General features: G+C 41.5%; 11 protein-coding genes and 6 pseudogenes. 7 read left to right on the forward strand and 10 right to left on the reverse strand.

The window, feature by feature from the left end:
• The 4 genes and pseudogenes from HMPREF0666_RS12935 to HMPREF0666_RS12950 form a co-directional block, all read right to left on the reverse strand.
• Nucleotides 1-1,256, reverse strand: a pseudogene (locus tag HMPREF0666_RS12935) (tyrosine-type recombinase/integrase).
• Nucleotides 1,257-1,519: 263 nt separating this feature from the next.
• Nucleotides 1,520-2,889: pseudogene (locus HMPREF0666_RS12940) on the reverse strand (helicase); the annotation flags it as partial.
• A gap of 117 nt (nt 2,890-3,006) precedes the next feature.
• Nucleotides 3,007-3,498: pseudogene (locus HMPREF0666_RS12945) on the reverse strand (hypothetical protein); the annotation flags it as partial.
• 30 nt (nt 3,499-3,528) lie between these two features.
• Nucleotides 3,529-3,984, reverse strand: coding sequence for a hypothetical protein (locus HMPREF0666_RS12950; protein WP_009012813.1), 456 nt, complete (start codon nt 3,982-3,984; stop codon nt 3,529-3,531).
• 451 nt (nt 3,985-4,435) lie between these two features.
• Here HMPREF0666_RS12950 and HMPREF0666_RS12955 point away from each other — a divergent pair, with 451 nt between their 5' ends.
• A complete protein-coding gene (locus tag HMPREF0666_RS12955) occupies nt 4,436-4,912 on the forward strand; it encodes a histidinol phosphate phosphatase (protein WP_042856397.1) in 477 nt (158 codons plus the stop codon).
• A gap of 112 nt (nt 4,913-5,024) precedes the next feature.
• Here the strand turns inward: HMPREF0666_RS12955 and HMPREF0666_RS12960 are convergent.
• The 5 genes and pseudogenes from HMPREF0666_RS12960 to HMPREF0666_RS12980 all read right to left on the reverse strand — a co-directional run.
• Nucleotides 5,025-5,438: pseudogene (locus tag HMPREF0666_RS12960) on the reverse strand (hypothetical protein); the annotation flags it as partial.
• A gap of 92 nt (nt 5,439-5,530) precedes the next feature.
• The gene (gene topB / locus HMPREF0666_RS12965) at nt 5,531-7,612 is read right to left on the reverse strand and encodes a type IA DNA topoisomerase (RefSeq protein ID WP_009012816.1); all 2,082 of its coding nucleotides are present in this window, start codon (nt 7,610-7,612) and stop codon (nt 5,531-5,533) included.
• Between the two features lie 21 nt (nt 7,613-7,633).
• Complete coding sequence (locus HMPREF0666_RS12970) at nt 7,634-9,043, reverse strand: DUF4099 domain-containing protein (RefSeq protein ID WP_009012817.1); 1,410 nt, start codon at nt 9,041-9,043, stop codon at nt 7,634-7,636.
• A 247-nt stretch (nt 9,044-9,290) separates the two neighbouring features.
• On the reverse strand, nt 9,291-9,989 hold the full coding sequence (locus HMPREF0666_RS12975; RefSeq protein ID WP_009012818.1) for a TetR/AcrR family transcriptional regulator: 699 nt from the start codon (nt 9,987-9,989) through the stop codon (nt 9,291-9,293).
• Nucleotides 9,990-11,222, reverse strand: a complete 1,233-nt coding sequence (locus tag HMPREF0666_RS12980) for an aminotransferase class I/II-fold pyridoxal phosphate-dependent enzyme (protein WP_009012819.1) — start codon at nt 11,220-11,222, stop codon at nt 9,990-9,992.
• Between the two features lie 272 nt (nt 11,223-11,494).
• On the opposite strand from HMPREF0666_RS12980, the gene HMPREF0666_RS17450 reads away from it, so the two are divergent.
• The 6 genes and pseudogenes from HMPREF0666_RS17450 to HMPREF0666_RS16835 all read left to right on the forward strand — a co-directional run bounded on the left by HMPREF0666_RS17450 (nt 11,495) and on the right by HMPREF0666_RS16835 (nt 19,279).
• Nucleotides 11,495-11,671, forward strand: a complete 177-nt coding sequence (locus tag HMPREF0666_RS17450; protein ID WP_009012820.1) for a hypothetical protein — start codon at nt 11,495-11,497, stop codon at nt 11,669-11,671.
• A 59-nt stretch (nt 11,672-11,730) separates the two neighbouring features.
• Nucleotides 11,731-13,014, forward strand: coding sequence for a radical SAM protein (locus HMPREF0666_RS12985; protein ID WP_009012821.1), 1,284 nt, complete (start codon nt 11,731-11,733; stop codon nt 13,012-13,014).
• Nucleotides 13,015-13,019: 5 nt separating this feature from the next.
• Nucleotides 13,020-15,341 (forward strand): TonB-dependent receptor domain-containing protein, encoded by a 2,322-nt coding sequence (locus HMPREF0666_RS12990; protein ID WP_198010552.1) that lies wholly within the window; start codon nt 13,020-13,022, stop codon nt 15,339-15,341.
• A gap of 4 nt (nt 15,342-15,345) precedes the next feature.
• Nucleotides 15,346-17,547, forward strand: a complete 2,202-nt coding sequence (locus tag HMPREF0666_RS12995) for a peptidase domain-containing ABC transporter (RefSeq protein WP_009012823.1) — start codon at nt 15,346-15,348, stop codon at nt 17,545-17,547.
• Between the two features lie 17 nt (nt 17,548-17,564).
• The gene (locus tag HMPREF0666_RS13000) at nt 17,565-18,044 is read left to right on the forward strand and encodes a hypothetical protein (RefSeq protein ID WP_009012824.1); all 480 of its coding nucleotides are present in this window, start codon (nt 17,565-17,567) and stop codon (nt 18,042-18,044) included.
• A 682-nt stretch (nt 18,045-18,726) separates the two neighbouring features.
• A pseudogene (locus HMPREF0666_RS16835) lies at nt 18,727-19,279 on the forward strand (transposase).
• 92 nt (nt 19,280-19,371) lie between these two features.
• On the opposite strand, the pseudogene HMPREF0666_RS18185 reads toward HMPREF0666_RS16835, so the two are convergent.
• Nucleotides 19,372-19,568, reverse strand: a pseudogene (locus HMPREF0666_RS18185) (conjugal transfer protein TraG); the annotation flags it as partial.

Consider the following 19,568-nt stretch of genomic DNA (forward strand, 5'->3'; position numbering starts at 1 on the left):
CTAGTTAGTCAGACGATATTGTGCAATGAGAGGAATTAAATCTTCTCCACATCCCGAAAGACACGCTCTGGAGAAGTCTCTGCATACACCTGTGTGGTCTTTATTTGGCTGTGCCCGAGCATTTTCGATACGCTCTCGATAGACACGCCTTCAGAGAGTGTCATCTGCGAAGCAAAGGTGTGGCGAGCCATGTGGAAGGTCAGTGTCTTTGTGATACCACAAAGCCGTGCTATCTTCTTGAGATGGATATTTACAGTGTCGCAGCCTGGTATGGGCAGCAGATACCCTTTGGGCGGTTCGTGACGGAACGCCCTAGTGTGAATACCTCGGTAGCGCTCAATGATGGCAGATGCTTCGGGCAGTAGCGGTATGTGGCATATATTGCCTGTCTTTATTCTCGGCTTTCGTATCCAATTCATACCAGACTCATGGATGATATGCTCTGCCGTGAGGTGGTACACATCCGTATAGGAAAGACCGGTATAGCACGAAAAGAGAAACATATCCCTCGACACCTGCTCATAGCCTTGCAGTTCGTTATCGCTTAATGCTGCTATTCTGTTTACTTCCTCCCTTGTGATGTATCGGGGTGTACCCACGTCCCAGCGGATAGAGTGAGCGATGAAAGGATAGATGTCTATGATGTGCCGTTTGTGCAGGTCTTTGAGCAGGGATGCCAGCATAGTAAGATAACCAGCCGAAGTGTTGAGTTTAAAACCCTTTTCTTTGGCAAAATACTCCTCCAAGTCTTTGATAAGGGCAGTATCGGCTTTTTGCACGGGAATATCGTCCACATGGTAGCGATGTCTGAGAAATTTTGCCAGATGCTTACGGAAAAGCAGCAGACATTTCAGTCTTCTTTCACTGCGGTCTATACCCACCCGCTCACGGAAGCGGTTGATATACTCGTCCGTATGATGAAGCAGCCCCTGCGACTCGCTGTTTAACCCGAATACAAGTTCCCTTATCTGCTCTGCCGTAACAGTGTTGTTCAACTTGCCCAAAAGCGATTCGTAAACTTGATGGACGCTTACTTGCAGTCGGTCAAGTTCGTTGTTTACTGATACGGCTTCTGCACTCTTGCCTACCAGTCTTTGTTTGCGACTGTCCCATAGATTGGGTGTACAGGCACATTTGCAACTGAACTGAACCATTGAGCGTCCGATACTGATGCGTCCCATGATGGGACTTTTCCCGTTTTTGTCCTGCGTACCTCTCTTGAGGTAGAAAAGCAGCTTCATTTTTTCTTTTTCCATTGTTTTTTGCTTGCAAAATTACACTTCTTAGAGGAACTTTGAGTGATGCAAAACATTGATAATGAAAGAGAAAACACCGTTTTAGTTACCACTTTTAGCAGTTCTTTTCCTTTCATCGTTTCTCGAACGATTTGGTAACTGAACTCTTGCTTTTTCACTCCTTTCTTAGTCTATTTCTATTGATGCAACTCAATGAGTAAACAGGCAATATCTCCTCTATTTCAATCAGATACGCATTCTTCGCCTTTTCTTGCTTCCAAATCCTATACTTCCGCATAAAAGGCAGCCAGCTCTGGCACTTTGATAAATGTTCTGAACCGTTCCTTCTGAATGATGTCGTTTGTGATGGAGAACTCATAGTCGGTCGACTTCTTGGCAAAGACCGCTGCCCAAGCATCAAAACTGTTGATGCCCTGCTTTTCCAAAGCCTGCGGGCGGAGATACTTGAACAGAAGATACAGTTCCGTCAGGCTATTGGAAATGGTCGTTCCCGAAAGGAAAGTGGCTCCCAAGTCCTTGCCAGACCGCTCCTGTATGGTGCGTATGGCAAAGAGCATGTTTAAGGCACGCTGTGAGCCGTCCGGATTGCCCAAACCCGACACACGGTCATGGCGAGTGTTGAACATCAGGTTCTTGAATTGGTGCGATTCATCGACAAAGAGGTGGTCGATACCCATCATCTTGAAATCCACGGCATCGTCCTTACGCTCTGCGATACTGTCCTGTATGTTCTGTAACTTGGCTTCAAGCGTCTGCTTGCGCTTCTCCAATCCTTTGAGCATCCCACGAGAGATGTCTCTTCCTTGTTGTCGCAACACTTCGAGATTTTCTTCCACGGAGTCCAGTTCCTTCTGCATAATCGCTTCCTGTATCTCCAAGGCCTGCGGTATCATGCCGAACTGTTCGTGCGTAAGTATAATACAGTCCCAGTCGTTGTTTTTGATATCGTTAAAAATACGTTGGCGGTTCTGCTTATTAAAATCGTTCTTACCTGGATAGAGTACCTTAGCATTGGGATAAGCTTTCCTAAAAGTGTCGGCAATATCGAAGACGTTTGCTTTCAGTCCGATAATCATCGGTTTGTTTGCCAGTCCCAACCGCTTCATCTCGTAGGCAGCCGTACACATGATGAGTGTCTTTCCCGCTCCCACCTCGTGGTCGCAGATACCGCCACCATTGGTTTTGAGCATCCACACGGCATCCTTCTGACTTTTGTAGAGGTCGGCAATACCCAATCGTTTGAGGTCAAGATCGGGAAATGTCTGGTGCGTTCCGTCGAAATTGGGTCGCACAAAACAGTTGAAAAGGCGGTTGTAACGGTCAGGGAGCTGCTGCTTGAACGTGTCAGGTGTGCGTCCGAGCCAATCGACAAAGCCCTGTCTGATTTCCTCAATCTTGGCATTTGCCATTTGTATAGCATGTCCGTCCCTGACTTTGATGGTCTTGGTCTCTCCCGTAACCTTGTCCGTCACTTCCTTGCTCTTGTTAATGTCGGGAATGGTATTGTGAAGTGCGTGCTTCAGGAGATTGATGCCATCATAGCGGCGGAACTCTCCCTGTACGGCATACTTGTGCCAAAAATTAGTGTTTTTATGGTCACATACAATGGAATACTCTCCATATTAGAATGATAGGGGTAATTCGCACCTTACAGCTACCAGTTCTCATTATGCCGTGTATAAATGTAGAAGGGAGACACTAGATAAATATACCCCTCTTCTATAGTTGAAAAACTTTATTGAGAACATAATACTTCGGGAAATAATCGTTTAAGTTCCTCAAAGTCAATTTTGAAAAATCTATCTGTTGTATCTAGCCAATAGAGGTATTGATGATCTATTTTATAAACTTCCCCAAAGGATTTCCCCTTGTATTTCCCAAACATAAGTACTTCATCCGCTTTGTGGATAGGGAAAATTTCATCAAGTGATACACCAGGGACATCTATCAGTACCCACTCACCACATCCTGCACAAGGAATTTCTTCATCTTTAATATTGGGATAGCACTCTTGCCTATAGCTATCATCAGGTTTGCCATTTACAAAACATTTACCATAAGCCTTACCATATTTACCCCGTGGCTTTACCTTCTCTACTAAAAAGGTTCTGTCTTGATTAGGATCTATACGCCTTTCTTCACTTGATGACCTAGCCAATCCCAACTCACATCTTTTAACTAAGAATGGAGTTCGTTTGCCTATGTTATAATAAATATTGAAGATATTATCACGTGGGTACATATCTATTCAGTTGTTTAAGAAGCCCTGTAGTTATTTAAATAGCTTATTTAATTCTTTCTCTATCGCTGCTAATGCTATGTTTTGGTCGTGTTTTATAGTCATTCCTATACCACTACTTTTTATAACAGCTACACTCTGATTGGTCTTATAATCGTAAAGTGTTACTATAATATATGTATGCCCTCCATCCCATTTTTCAGTTGTAACGTGAATGTTCGGGGTGAGAATACTATCTGCACACTCAGATACTTTTATGGTGTTCGAAGCAGACAATACAGTTAGGTTTGTTGCAGCTATTTGGTTTTGTACAGACATTACAATATCATCCAGTTCTCTATCACCAGATGTTTCCTTTCCAAAAATGACATACTTATACTTACTTATGTCTACACTATTTGATAAAACTATCTTACTTGATGCACAAGATGCTATAAGTGCAGTAATGATAGAGCCCAGAATTATCTTTCCTATAAAGTGTTGCTTCATACTCGTTTTATATTGATTATTTCTCTTTTTTGATTAAGTTGTAACTTCTATTCGAATAGAATATATTTGTGTCTAAACATATATTGCTTTCTCAAAAGAAATACGATGCAAATTTAAGTTTTTTATTGAAATATCAAGCGGATAGAAGTATAAATTATTAGTTCGAGAAGAAATTATTTGCAATCAATCTAAAGGAAGATGTTAGTAGAATTTCAGAAAGCCACTAAGTAATATTCAAAAAGCTCCTAAGCTTTCGGCAAAAAGCTCTTAAGCTTTCTTTAAAAAGTTCCTAACCTTTTTCTAAAAAGCTTAGGAGCTTTTTCTATTAGTTCTTGGTTTGATAAAATTTTATTACTATCTTTGCTGTTGGTTGCCCATGACAGCCAGCTTTGTGGGTCTTATGGTCTCGACTCACGCAAGGCTAACAATGTAGACCAACTTTATGTATACTATGGCAAACAAGCCTTTACAATTTATCTTGACTGAGCGCAAGCTCAATGTGGGCAAGGCGGGTGAGAAAACCGTACAGATTGCCCAACCTACGGGACGACACCGTGTAGATTTCCGCAACTTCTGCGAACGAGTGTCTAAGTCTACTACTTTCAATCCACAGGAAGTGGCAGCAGTTCTTAATCTTGCCACTGAAACCGCACGCGACATCGTGGCTAACGGCGACATCGTGGACTTTGGCGACCTCGGTACGCTGAAGCCATCGTTCAAGAGTAAAGCCGTTGAAGTGGGTACGCCTTTCCGTGCGCAGGTGCATATCGAAAAGCCTGTGGTGCGTCTGGTGGCATCAACCAAGTATTTCACGCTGACCGATGTTGCTTATGAGCAGGTGACGAAGAAGGAGACTAAGAAGAAAGAAGAGGGCGGTATCGGGAAAAAGAAACCGGGACCAGAGCCTGAACCTGTCCCAGAACCGTAAAGTGCGCCTAACGGTTGTTGTGAAAGAATCACAAACCTTGTGAGTAAAAGAATTGGCTGCTCGGGCAAAGTTGATTGCTGGAGCAGCCTTTTTCTTTTTAACTTCAAATGTGTGCACCCATACCCATAGAAGGGTCTAAACATCGTCTTATCAGCGGGTTTGTGGAGGCAAGTGCGTCTGAGATGGCAGAAACGATACGGGTATCGGTATAGAAGGAAGTCAGTACACTTGCCTTGATGCTCTCCCAATACCGCTTGGCGGTGTTGGCATCTACGGCTTCACGATAAATCATCTGCTTGAGCTGCTGGGTAGGTTCAAAGAGATTCTGCTCTGATTTGCTCCAATAGCGTATGTCATTGGGGTTATCTGTGCGGTTGAGTACACATTTCAAGCCACCGAAGCCTTGGTAGTTCTGTAAGATACTTTTCTCAGCTTCGGTGGCTTCGCGGCGTTCTTTTTCCAGGCGCAAGACCACACGGATAGCTTCCGTGTTGGCTTGCAGGACTTCTTTCTTATTGTATGCCATAGTGTTTTCTTTTAATAAGTGGAGGTAAAAAGGTCGGGAGATATAAGTATTACCTCCCGATCTATATCTGTAAATCTCCGTTTCTGTCGGGATTATTTTCCTCTTTGTTTTCCTTTCTTGTTCTCAAACTCAAAGGAAGTGGTGTAGTCTTCGCCCAGAACAAGTCGGGCATTGAATTTCTTACCTGCCTTGCTGGTTAGCCCTTTAAGGATAGGCGTACGACCAGAACTTATCAAGTCACGGATATTATCTTCAGAGAGAAGTATGCTGCAGACTTCACGAAACACATGGAAACCACAGGTTTCATGTCTGCACTTGGCTACCTTGGCATAGATGCCAACACTCTGCTGTCCGCATTTTGGGCAGCGGTATACAGGATAGGACTTCTGCTCAGGAGAATGTGAGAGGAGTTCCTCGCAGATTGTTCCCACGTATGAATTAATGCCCTGTGCGAACTTATCAGATGGCATCTTTCCTACTTCAATAGCGGCAAGGGCAAGTTCCCAACTGCCTGTCATCTCAGCATTGGCAATCTTCTTATCTTTGACAATCTCATAGACTGCCAGCCCTTTCTCGGTAGGAATGATGGCTTTCTTGTCCCTTCGGATATAATCACGGAGAATAAGCGTCTCGATGATGTTGGCACGGGTGGCTGGTGTGCCGATACCACATTCTGCCATCGCTTTCTTACTTTCTGCATCTTCGACCTCTTTTCCTGCGTTCTCCATAGCAGAAAGCAGTGTTGCTTCTGTATAGAGCGGCTTCGGTTTAGTCTTATGCTCAGTTATTTCAGCAGAAACAAGTGGCAAAACCTCTTCCTCTGTCAAACTAGGCAATGAAGACAAAATATGTTCATCACTATCTTCTTTCTTATCTGCTTCCGCTTCTTTACCTTTCTGTACGACTTTCCATCCCAAGGAGATCTGCCTACACGCTTTCCAAGTAAAGATGTTGGTACCGTCAGTAAACCGCACCTGCATACGCTCTTCCTCGGAATCGGGGGAAAAGGCTTCTATGAAGCGATTAACTACCATTTGATAGATAGTTATTTCATCTGTCGACAATCCTGATGGTGGCTCACCTGTCGGGATAATGGCGTGGTGGTCGGTAACTTTGGCATTGTCCACCGAGTGGCGATTAAGCGGATTGGATAGTGTCTTGCCTACCTTGCGTAGCAGGACGGGTACTTCCTCGAAGACATCCTCGCTGATATATCGGCTGCCTGTGCGTGGATAGGTCGTGATTTTCTTCTCATAGAGACTTTGGGCTATCGAGAGGGTCTTGTCTGCAGAAAAGCCTTGGCGTCTGTTGGCATCCTTCTGCAAGGCAGTGAGGTCGTACAAGAGTGGTGGCGATGTATGCGTTACCTTTCTTGCGACCGATTCAACTTTAAGCCGGCTCTGACTGCGGAGCGTAGTGAGGGCTGTCTGTGCCGATGCTTTACTCTCATAGTCTGTAATGCCAATGGCTTTCAGCGACACGCCCTCTTTCTCCATGAGAGCGGAGAGTTTCCAATAAGGCACGGAAGAAAAATCACGATTCTCTATGTACCGACGGCAGACCATAGCAAGTGTCGGGGTCTGTACCCGTCCCAAGGAATAGCCTCCCCTGCGGGCAATGGACAGCGCGCGGCTTGCATTGATACCCACGAGCCAGTCGGCTTCACTTCTTGCCTTGGCAGAATGATAGAGATTGTCGTAATGCCTTCCAGGCTTGAGATTAGAAAGCCCCTCACGAATAGCCTTGTCTGTGAGTGAACTTATCCAAAGTCTTTCGAAAGGCTTTTTACAATCAAGATATTGATAGATGTAGCGAAAGATGAGTTCACCCTCCCGACCTGCATCGGTGGCGACAATGATATGATCTGCCTTGTCAAAGCAGGAGCATATCACTTTGAGTTGCTTCAATGCTGCTGGATCTGATACATACTCCTTGTCCTTACGCATTTGTCGTACTATTAACTGAAAGGGATTTGGACGGATAGGCAGGTCTTCGGCTTTGTAGGCAGAAAAGCCATAGGCTTCAGGCATGGCGAGGGTGATGAGGTGTCCCATCGCCCAAGTAACGACATAGCCGCAGCCTTCCATATATCCGTCTTGCTTGCTCGTTGCTCCTACGATGCGGGCAATATCTCTTGCTACCGAGGGTTTCTCGGCAATAATACAAGTTGTCATAGTCGATAATAGAATTAAGGGTTACATCTTACGTCCACGGGACTTCTTTTGTTTGTTCTCGTCCTGCTTTTGCTTCTGCTCGGCAGTAGGTTGTGTCTGTCCCGTTTTGAGTGGTTCTTTCACGTTTTTGGTGGCTTCATTGGTCTTGCCGTGGTTATTCACGGCTACCTGTGTCTTGTGTTCTTCCGCCACAGCTACGACCTTTTCTTTACCGGTTTCCTGCTTCTTGTCGGGATTCCATTTATAAAAGCGTGGTCTATTCTGTTCCTTGTCCATGCGGACATAGGCGTTGAATGGTTGCCCCTGTTTGTCCACCATATTTTTTAGGTATAGTGTACGACCGCTATCCAAGGCTTCACGCTGTTTATCTGATAACTCTAAGCCGCAGAGCTTATGTGGGACACCTTGCTGCAGTGTCTGTTTGTGTTCCTGTCGTTCTCTTAAACTCTTGTTGTCGCCAAAGATGAACTCAATGCCTTTTCGCTCGGCATTGACTTGCAAAGTTGCATCAAAGGTCTTACCACTCTTGGCAGTCATACCTTCCACCTTCACGGCTTTGCCTTCCACAAGTTCTTTGTACTGGGCATCAGAGAGCGTTACGCCCTTGATCTCCTTAGGGATGTTCACACGGTCAGCACGCAGGGCTATGATTTCGTTGGTCTGCGGATCGATAGATACGTAGGCTGAGAAAGGCTCTCCGTTCTTAGGTATTATCTCAATGGTTTTACCGAGATTGCCCGTAGCAAGGAGTTGCTCCTTTTCTTCGGGAGAGAACTTGTAACCCATATAGGGAAAATCAAGTTGTGGTTCTTTTCTCAAAGGATGAATTGCCAAACCGATATTGCCGTTATCGTCCGTACGGAACGCAAGGCGAGCTTCGGTGTAGATAGTAGTGTCTCCAATAGGTACGGCAATCGTCAAGAGATTGCTCTTCTGCCAATTGAGCATCTTTTCCAATTCTCCACTTTGCTCCAATCGCTCACGGGAAAGACCGAGATTGTCGAGCATCTTCCAATCCACCTTTTCAGGGTCGATAGCGGTGGCATTCTTCTGTTGGGGCAGATAATCCTCAAAGGGAACGCCCATCTCAGCCAGTTGCTGTTTGCTTTCGGGCTTTTCACGGCTTTGGAGCATGGTACGCAGGTTGTCCACACCCTGCTCCACATTGTCTGCCAATACCTTGTATAACCCGAAATGAGTCGGGTTGTTGAACTGTTTGAGGAAGTTGGTCATGAAGTTCTTCAGCAGTCCGTCTTTGTTGTTGAACTTCAGGAACGCTGCCTGATTGGCAGCGATTGCCTCAGTGGTTTTAAGGTTTCCCTTGTCGTCAATACCTGAAACTATGGAAAGCTTGCCTGCTTCCTTTTCGTTCTTTACTTCCGTGCGGTCTTCCAAGACCAGCACATAATTGTCATTGTTATTTGATTCCATTGCTTGATAATTTTAATGATGAATACTGTTATCAAGCTGCTAAATTATAGGTATATAAAGAGAAATAAAAGTTTTTGGTAAAAGCAGGAAATAAAGGGAGATTACAGGAAATAGTCGTTTGTGCGTTGTAATATCTTACTTACAGGAATTCTAAAATGCCGCTTTGCTAAGTAAGATATAGTTGCTATAATAAGAAAATCCCCAATTACCTGCTGGATAACTGGGGATTTTCCTTGTTATGTATCTTTTAATTCAGACACCTTTTAATGACTTCATCGCTGATACCGTTTTCTTTCATTCTTTCAGCAACGGCTTGCTTATAATTATTTGTTTCATGGCAGTGGAATACCATGTGTCCAAGTTCCTCCAGGGCTTTTTCTATACGTTTTCTGCCTTGCTCCGTATTCAAGTCAATATCGGCAAACTTTGAACGGTCGCGATGGAGATTGAGATAATATATGCCACCTATAATCAATGCCGATATGGCTGATATGTCAATATCTTTAAATTTCTCTTCATAGGAATTGGCAAGAGGTAATGTGTGCATTTCCCTGAGCATAGCTGTACGAACCGTGGTCTGATTTCCTTCTGCTATTTCCCAACGCAGTAATTCCAACATTACGGATTTGTCCTGAAGTGCCTTATGTACATCCTTGAAAATACTGATATAGCCCAATTCTGAATCAGTAGGAAATGGAATATCAGTCAGGACATCCTTAAACCAATAGTCGTATCTCTTAACGAATTCATCATAAAACTCACTAAGATTATCATATCTGTTATAAAAGACAAGCGGTTCGATTCTGGCTTTCTTGATAAGTTCTGTTACCAACATTGATGCAAAGCCTTTTTTCTTGATCAGACTTTCTGCTGCCTTGATAATGTCAGCCTGTATATCGACATTTGTCCTTCTGTATCTTTTGGGTTTATTTTCTTCTTCTGCCATCTAAAAAGGTGTTGATTTTCTAATTTCCACAAGGGCGGTCACCAATTGCTCCAACTGTACTATTTCGTGTGAAGCCAACACACTGACTCTAAGCCGTCCTTCCTTGGTTCTTACCGCAGGATATGTGATACCGCTTACAAAGATACATCTTTTTTGTAATTCACGTGCTATTTCATATACTTTTCTATTGTCCCTGACCATAATAGGGAATATTGCTGATACCGAACAGCCTATATCAAAGCCTTCCTCTGTCAGTCGTTTGCGCAGATAATTGACATTGGTCCACAATTTCTTGCGAATTTCAGGACGTGTCTGTATAAGTTCCAGTGCCTTCAGTGTAGATGCTGCAACCTGTGGAGTCATTGCTGCGGAAAAGACATTACTGTCAGCATAATATCTCAGATACTGAATCAGTTTTTCTGACGCGGCAACAAAACCACCGACACATCCGAAAGACTTACTGAAAGTTCCTGTAATAATATCTACTTGTCCCAAGCAATTATAATAGTCAGCTGTTCCTCTGCCGTTTTCTCCCATAACACCAATGCCGTGAGCATCATCCATCATAAGAAGACAATCGTGTTTCTTACATACTGCAATGTACTCTGGAAGTTTTGATAAATCTCCATTTTGAGAATAGACCCCATCAATGATGACCAATCGAGTCTGATATTTTCCCGTTTCCCGTTCAAGAATCATGTCAAGATAGTCAATATCATTGTGTCCTATATGTTTTACATTGGTTCCAATTAAACCACTCGTGGCACTGGTATGTATATACGAATCGATGTAGGCTATGTCATTTTTTCCCAATATGGCACGAAGTAAACCTGCATTAGCGCCAAAGCCAGATGAAAAAAGGATGGCATCTTCTTGTCCTACAAACTTCGCTATGTCTTCCTCCAATTGTTTATGAATATCTAGATAGCCTCCTATGGCTTGTGCGGCACTTGCCCCTGTGCCATATTTCAGGACGGCATTTATGCCAGCTTCTTTAGTTTCTGATCTTTGCGACATACCAAGGTAATCATTGGAAATGTACGCGGAAACTTCACCATCATAGCCCTCTATCTGCATCTTGGCTCCTACTCCCGTTCTTGCCATGACCCAATAACTCTTACAGCCGAACTGCTCCATTTGGTCAATATAGCTTTGGAATTTTTGGCTACGCTCAGTAACATTCTCGTTGGGAGTAATCTCGAAATCTTTTAATGAAATAATCTTTTTATTCATATAAACAATGTGTAGATAGTAAATCTAGCTACAAATGTAGCGAAAATATTGAGGAGTTGCAATTTTTTGAAAATAAAACTTGTTTTCCTTGTTATAAACAATATAGATTTGTATATTTGCATCGTTAAGATTATATTATAGAACAGACCTTACTGTACAAAGGGAAGCAATGCCAGAAGCTATAAGAAGGCTGATCCAAACCGAACTGAAATAATTAAAGGAGCGGATGCCGAAAAGCTTATCTTAAAGAGTAGGCAAAAAACAATAGAGATATGAACAAGAATAAATTATCTATTATTCCTATCTCAAAAAACGAGATGGGACACCTCAAAGGAGGATTCTCTGTGTATACAGTAGAAAATGCAGTACCTATTCAGAAATCTGTAAGTGTATCTGTACGTGGTAATTGTGGATGTGGATGCAATGCTACAAGTGTAAAGCACCTCTAAAGTTCAAAGACAGAGGCATAGAAGATAATCTTCTGTGCCTCTTTAAATAATCGACAGTTATGAAATATAGTATCTACAATAATAATATTGAATATAGAGGGGGATTTATTGCGTTTAATGCATTATCAATGGGATTATTGTATCTCACTCCTAAACTAATAGAATTAATAAATTTCAATCAACCAAAGGACTTAGAAAATATTCATCCAGACTTCCATTCTGCATTAAAAGTCAATGGATTTTTATGTGAAAATAATATAGATGAGTTCAAATATGCAGCCAACTTGATACAGTCAATAAACAATGACACAAAATCCTATAGATTAATAGTTAATCCCACAACAAATTGCAACTTTCATTGTTGGTATTGCTATGAAAACCATGGCAAGATAAATAAGATGAGAGATGAAATTCAAGAAAGGGTTTGCTTGCACATAAAGCAAATAATGTCAAAAAAAGATTTGGAACATTTCCAACTATCATTTTTTGGAGGAGAGCCGTTACTATATTATTCTGAGGTTATGTTGCCCATTGCTAAATATGCCAAAGACTGTGCTACTACATACCATAAAGATTATGCTATGGACATTACCTCTAATGCGTATTTGTTCAATTCCTGTAGGCTTGAAAAGTTAAGGGGTTTAGGATTGGCAAGCTGTCAAATAACATTGGACGGGAATAAAGAAAAACATAATAAAACAAGATTTCCACACAAAAATATCGGGTCTTATTCAACCATTATCCATAATATACATTCAGCAGTAGAATTGGGTATAGAAGTTGTATTGAGGATAAACTATACTCAAGAAAACTTATCTGACCTTGAACTTATTTTTAAGGATTTTGATGATCTGAGCACGGAGAAAAGGAAACTTATTACTTTATCGATGAATAAAGTCTGGCAAGAAACAAATAAAAACTTGGACGATTCAGTAAATCGATTTATTGATTTAGCTGAAGAGTTCGGCTTTACAATACCTGATGCTGTTTTGGAAGATCACGTTCGTAACTCATGTTATGCTGATAAAGTCAATGAGGCTGTTATTAACTTTGATGGGAAAGTTTACAAATGCAATGCACGTGATTTTACAGATGAAAGACAGGAAGGAATGTTAGACAGTGATGGAAACATTATATGGAACAGTCTTCATTCAAAAAGAGATGAAGTCAGGATTCAGAACAAGCAATGCAAACAATGTTCAGTCTTTCCGATATGTGGTGGTGGCTGTAGCCAAATTGCATTGGAAAATGCAGGAAAAGATTACTGTATAGGAAAAGAAGGTATGGAAGAATCTATAAAACATATGTTCTTATCTAAGTATTGCATAAAAAGAAATATATGAGAAATATGAGAAATATTCTATCAACAGTATTTATCCTCTTGGCATTAACAGTAAATGCTCAGAATTTTACAGGGCGCATAATTGACGAACAAGCGCAGCCGATGTCGTTTGCCACTATTTCCCTACTCAATTCTGTAGATTCAACAATCATTGCAGGAACGGTTTCAAACGATGACGGAACTTTTTCTATACAAAACACAAACAATCACACTGATGGGCTGTTGAGAATATCATATATAGGATATGGAACTAAATATTTAGATGTAAAAGCAGGGGATGTCGGGACCATTCAAATGCAACCCAATGAACATGTCCTGAAAGAAGCTGTGATAAAAGGGCACAAACCTATCATAAGGCAAGAACATGAGAAAACAATCTTTGACCCGAAGCTAATAGCAAATATTGAGGCTATGAAGACCTTCGATGTGATGAAATTAGCTCCAGGAGTAATCATCATGCCAAATGGAAAAATACAAATAGCAGGAAAAGACGCTGCTGTATTTGTTGACGGCAGACAGCTTTCGAGTGATGAACTAACGGCTTATTTGAAAAGTTTAAGGACTTCGGATATTGATAAAATCGAGATAATGAGAAACCACGGAGGCGTAAACGATGCAAGCATTGCAGGTGGAGTCGTCAATATTATCACACAGAAAAAACGCATGGGCTTTGACGGCACCGCCGATATATATGCTTCAACCCCCAAGATCGGTTTTTACCACCACACTTCCACTATGAATTTCTTTTTCGGTCGTAAACAGTGGAATCTATATGGCATGTATTCGTATACACAAGACAGGAGTAAGCAATACAACGAAACTACAAACAATTATCTTTATAACAACACAAAACATTACAGTGTTGGAACTTATCTTTCAAACTTGAAAGAACATTTATACCATATCGGTGCAACATACAGCCTAACACCAAGGCATACTCTTGGTTTAGAACTGAACGGAATAAGTCTGTCACCTACTACCGACAGGGGACAGAATGCACAGACTTATTATATCTTGGAGCAGGCATATCAGGGAAATGCCTATCAAACTTATTTAGCGCATTCCGACTTTTACAACATCGTAGCCTCATATTCATGGAACATTGATGAACGGAACAGTAACCTTAAATTCCTATTGAACTATAGCAACAAGAAATCCTTGTCGGACAATGAACTCGATAGCAAGTATTCGAGCTTATCAAAATATGATGTAAATGAGCGCGATATTACACATTCCAATGGACATGGTACATCAGCGACACTTGACTTCCGGAAAAACTATGTCAATGGGTGGAGCATCGGATTGGGTGGAAAAATCCAGAATAGTAAGCGAATCAGTGCCTTTAACAGTTCTGATAATCTTTCTGGAACTTTGATAGATACTAACTGGAACTACAAGGAAAACATCGCTGGAGGTTATTTTGGGACATCAAAGGAGGCTGGAAAGTGGTACCTCTGTGGAATCATGCGTATGGAGAATACGAATGTAAAAGGCAATGCAACTGGCAGTAATAGCGTGAGTAAGAATTATACCGATTGGATCCCTTATCTTTATATCTCTTACAATACCAACCGACAATATAATTATTCGCTGTCCTATACACGTACCATCTACCGCCCTCCATTTTCGCTCATGAACGGCTATGTCAATCGTATCTCTGATGTACTCTATGACAAAGGTAATCCCGACCTGAAAGCGGAGCTGACAGATGTACTGGAGTTTTCAGCCTCGTATGGCAGGCATTCTTTTGCTATGACATTCCGTCATAAGCCGAATGCCATTACAGAACTGTTCGAAGTACAAGATGGCATTACCTACCATACTAATGTTAATTATGGAAGTGAATCAACTGGAACAATGAGTTATTCATATAGTGGAAACATACTGAGCTGGTGGCAATCAAACTTTTACGCTGCTGAGACCTATACAAGCATTCCCAGAAGCTATAACAGGAAGCATTTGCTTGGCGGACAAGTTAATTGGAATAACCGTATATCATTGAAGAACGTGGGAATATTATCTCTGGATTTTTATTGCACATCACCAACGATTATTGGCACTTCCTACCAGAAAGGATATGCCACTTTGGATTTGACAGCCGAGCACTCTTTTTTAAGGAACACTCTAACACTGCAAATCGGAGTTAACGACTTGTTCAATGGCTCTAAAGTGCGAATCAGCAATAAAGTGCCAACACTTGATTACAATGCATATATGAAAAATCAGAGCCAACTAGTTTGGTGCCGTCTGACTTTCAATTTCTCAACAAAGGTAAAAGTCGACGAGAATAGAATTCAAAACGACAATAATATAGGAAATAGATTATAAGGATATGCGAGGTAAAAGGTTCACTTTTATAAAACAAAATGATGCTATGCAATGCGGTATAGCAAGCCTTGCCATGATAAGTACATACTTTGGTAAGGCTTTATCTATAGGAACACTTTCTCATTATTGTTTTACAACCAATGAAGGTGTATCATTACTTGGTATTAGAAATACAGCCCAGGCTATAGGGTTAGACACCATTGCTGGAAAAGTTTCTATATCTCAAATTACAAAGTTACATTTTCCTTGCATTCTTCATTGGAACCAAAACCACTTTGTGGTACTATATAAGGTCAAGAAAGGCAAGACCTTCTACATCGCTGACCCAGGAAAAGGACTTGTGAAATACTCGCTTGAGGAGTTTAAGAAGCATTGGGTCAGCACCCAATCGGGCGGTGAAGAGGAAGGTATTGCGATGTTCTTGGAACCCACACCTGCGTTTTATGAAAAGCAGACAGACGAACAGCCAACAGAGGAACGCTCATTTAAGTTCCTATTTGGCTACATCAAGCAATATCGCAAATACTTCGGGCAGATTGTCTTGGGCTTGCTCGTGGGTAGCCTGCTGCAACTCATTCTACCTTTCCTCACTCAATCCATCGTGGATGTGGGTATCAAAAACCAAAACATTGGCTTTATTTGGCTGATACTCTTAGGGCAACTTGTTCTTACCGTGAGCCGTACAGCCATCGACTTTATCCGTCGTTGGCTCTTGCTGCATATCTCACTGCGTATCAACATCTCTTTGGTAAGCGACTTTTTTATCAAATTGCTTAAATTGCCCATGTCGTTCTTCGATACCAAATTGATGGGCGACCTTATGCAGCGTATGGGCGATCACAGTCGTGTAAACACGTTCTTGACCCAACAAACGCTCAGCATCGTATTCTCGCTCTTTACCTTTGTAGTGTTCAGCATTGTGCTACTTTCTTACAACTGGCTCATCTTTATCATTTTTATGGTGGGTAGCTTGCTTTATGGTGGTTGGCTTGCCCTCTTTCTTAGGCGCAGAAAGGTACTCGACTATGAACTCTTTGAGCAACAAGCCATCAACAACAACAAGACCTACGAATTTATAACTTCTATGCAGGAGATAAAGCTCCAAGATTGTGAACAACGCCGAAGATGGGAATGGGAAGACGTGCAGGCAGACCTCTTTGAGATACAAATGAAGTCGCTCAAACTGCAACAGACACAAGAGGCTGGCAGCATCTTTATCAACGAACTAAAGAATATCGTCATTACCGTGGTGGCAGCCACTGCCGTTATCTACGGACAACTTACACTTGGTATGATGCTTGCCGTGCAATACATCATAGGGCAGCTTAACTCGCCCGTGGAACAATTGATGGGTTTCTTCTATTCTGTGCAAGATGTAAAGATTAGTCTTGAACGCATCAACGAAATTCACCGAATGGATGACGAGAATGGCAAGCAAGGATTGGAAACCTCTGTGAAAGAAGAGGATAAGGGCATAGACCTTGAAAACGTAAACTTCAAGTACGACCCACACGCAGTGAAGACCATCATTGATGATGTGAGCCTAACTATCCCCAAAGGTAAAGTAACTGCCATTGTGGGCGCATCGGGAAGCGGTAAGACCACCCTCATCAAACTGATGTTAGGCTATTATCCTGTATTGGAAGGACAAATCACCATTGGCGGAACAGATGTGAACACACTCAATAAGAAATGGTGGCGCAGACAATGTGGTGTGGTGATGCAGGACGGTGTCATCTTCTCTGAATCCATTGCACGCAACATTGCCGTTGATGATGGAGAGATTGACAAGGAGCGGTTGCAAAGGGCAGCCGAAATAGCTTGTATTCATAACTATGTAATGGGACTACCATTAAAGTATAATACAAAGATTGGTCGCGATGGCGTTGGTTTGAGTCAAGGACAGAAACAGCGAATCTTGATTGCAAGAGCTGTGTACAAGAACCCCGATTATATTTTCCTTGATGAAGCCACCAACTCGCTCGATGCCAATAACGAGCGCATGATTGTGGAGCATCTGGATGAGTTCTACAAAGGCAAGACCGTGGTTATCGTGGCTCACCGATTAAGTACGGTGAAGAATGCTGATCAAATAGTGGTATTGGATAAAGGCAAGGTGGTAGAAATTGGCAACCACGAAGCACTCACGGCAAAGCGGGATGCATACTATAACCTTGTAAAGAATCAATTGGAATTGGGCAACTAACAGCAGAAAGGAATATTATGTCAGACAACAAGATAGAACTCCGCAGCGAGAAAGTAAGGCATATCATTGGCGAGATACCATCAAGGATTGTCCGTTATGGTATCACGATTATCACCATTGTGATGTTGGGACTACTGATAGGCGCATATTTTATACCTTATCCCGAAACCATCAGTGCAAAGGTGCAGATGACAAATGCCTATCAAGGCGCAATAACCGTTCCATATAAATATGTGAATACGATAGCAAGAGGAATGACGGCAAACATTGAGTTTGAGGGTTACGATGCAGAAACATACGGAGTTGCAAATGCTGTAATAACAGCCACATCGCATATACCCTTACAAACGGAAGCTGGTAGTGTATTCACGGCACAGGTAAGGATAACGGATTACAAGTATAATCTTGTAAGCGGGATGACAGGCACGGTATCTATACTTGAAAGTAATGAAAGCGTACTTCAAAGGATTGTCAAGAGAATAAAAAATATCATATGATTTCCTTTTTAATCGTAATAAAACAGTGAAAGAGAGGAATGTCCAGATTGAGTGTTAAATTTTTATGTCCATATTGCAGTTCAACGGAAATGATTAAAAGTGGGAAGAATAGCAATGATAAACAATACTGCCAATGCAAACATTACTCCAGATATTTTAGGTTCTTCCGTTAAATGAGTGGATGCTTTTCGCATAGCTTTAACGGAAAAACCGAGTTTATTCATTAAACAAAAATACAGTCAAGACAGTCAATGTCTATTCTATTATCACCCTCCAACACCGCACCCTTTTTCATTTTAACACTTCAAAATTTAGATAAGACTATGAAAAATCATTACATAATTCAGATTAAAATATCTATAAATAAAGATAAAAACACGTATAAAAAGTAAGTTTACAACTAACAGAAAATCAATTAGTTATAAAGTTGTGTAAGAAAAGGTGCTTAGTTGGACTTCAAAAGAGTATTAGTACCACTCCAAAAGAGCATCTTTTGCAAGTCAATTAGGTGTCTTTTAGAAGTCAAAAGTGCATGTATTGTCTTTGAGTTGCATGAAAATAATTTACAAACATCGATTAATATGCGAGTTCGCGATAAGAAAAGGCTTGTAAAAGTTGGTAATCTCGTCAAAAAACCGTATCTTTATAGGTGATAATCAATAGATTACAAAATTTTTGAACGATGATTACCAAGGACAAAGTTACTGAAATTTTCTGTATAATCGACGAGTTTGATAAGAATTTGAGTGCCGGATTTGCGAAAAACCTGCGTCTACCGTCTCATAACAGTGACGGCAAACGCTACCGAAACCGCAAGGGCAGGCTCTCGGAAAGTGAGATTATGACCATTTGGGTATGCTATCATTTCGGCGCATATCGCAATTTCAAGGAGTATTATTTGAATTGTGTCAAAGGGGTGATGCATCAAGCAGGAACTCTTTGAGAGCCTATTTGGTCAAGGTATCCAACCCGTTCATGGGCTCAAGGCTAAGATGAAGAATAAACTGATGGCTATGTGGGACAAAATCATGCTGAGGAAAAGAAACATTATCGAGTGCATTAACGAACTACTCAAGAACAAAGCCAACCTTGTTCACTCAAGACACCGCTTGATACACAACTTTATCATGAACTTGTGTTCTGCCCTTACAGCATACTGCTTCTTTGAGAACAAGCCAGAAGCACTGCCGGTGTATGTGGAAAAATCAAGGCAGTTGGAACTTTTATCATGCTAAACTTATCCCGAATTCACGTAACAATAGACAAACCTTTTACAGTGAATAAAGGGTCTATAATAGATATCTCAATAAAAAAAGATAGTAAAAAACTATTCTTTAATTAGATGTGCCAATGCAGAATCAGCCTTGATGCGCTTGACCTCTGCATTCACAAGCGACAATATTTCTTTTTCTCCTTACGATAATTGGCTTCAATAGTTTCTTTGAGATTATCGGAGCCATCTTCGTTTTTGAAGTCTGCGATTGTGGGTATAGACTGATAAACTTTCATTTCAGCGGAAACTTT

The organism is Prevotella sp. C561 (assembly GCF_000224595.1).
GTDB lineage: Bacteria > Bacteroidota > Bacteroidia > Bacteroidales > Bacteroidaceae > Prevotella > Prevotella jejuni.